Here is a 482-nt window from a genome sequence, read left to right as displayed (position 1 = left end):
GCCAAATGTAATAAATATTTTTTGAACTACATCCCCGTATTTTTACGGAACGTATAAATTCATTGATGAGAAACAATCCCAACTTGCACAAAATGAGAATACTTTATACTTTTGTAGTGTGGCAGAAGAAAAAAATAGGATTAAATTACCTAGCGAAACAAACGTATCTGCAAACACCTTTCTTTCAGTAGGAATGGATGGACAATCAAAAATAGTAGTAACGATTACTATAAACAATATGTAACCTATTAAAAAATCACAAATGACCTACGAAGAAGCTTTAGCCGAAAAAAAAGGGGCAGAGAATGAATTTGCTGAATGGCAGCCACCCGTGAAGATTATTATTACCCCACAATTAATGAGTGACCAGAAAAAATTCATGGAATTTTATACTGAAGATAATTATAAAGATGACCTTTGTCTACTATTTTCAACAGATGATCAGTATACTGTTCTAATAACCATTAGATAATAAAATCCGA

The 482-nt window shown here is 31.7% G+C and carries 1 protein-coding gene; it reads left to right on the top strand.

Translation table 11 applies throughout. From position 1 onward, the window contains the following. Positions 1-262 precede the first annotated feature (262 nt). Positions 263-472, top strand: coding sequence for a hypothetical protein (locus DRF57_RS23495; RefSeq protein WP_115921136.1), 210 nt, complete (start codon positions 263-265; stop codon positions 470-472). The last annotated feature ends 10 nt before the right edge of the window (positions 473-482 follow it).

It is taken from the genome of Chryseobacterium rhizosphaerae (genome assembly GCF_003385455.1).
In the GTDB taxonomy this organism is placed as follows: Bacteria; Bacteroidota; Bacteroidia; order Flavobacteriales; family Weeksellaceae; genus Chryseobacterium; species Chryseobacterium rhizosphaerae.
The sequence above is the reverse complement of the archived record's forward strand: the minus strand, read 5'-3'. Positions and strand labels throughout refer to the sequence as shown.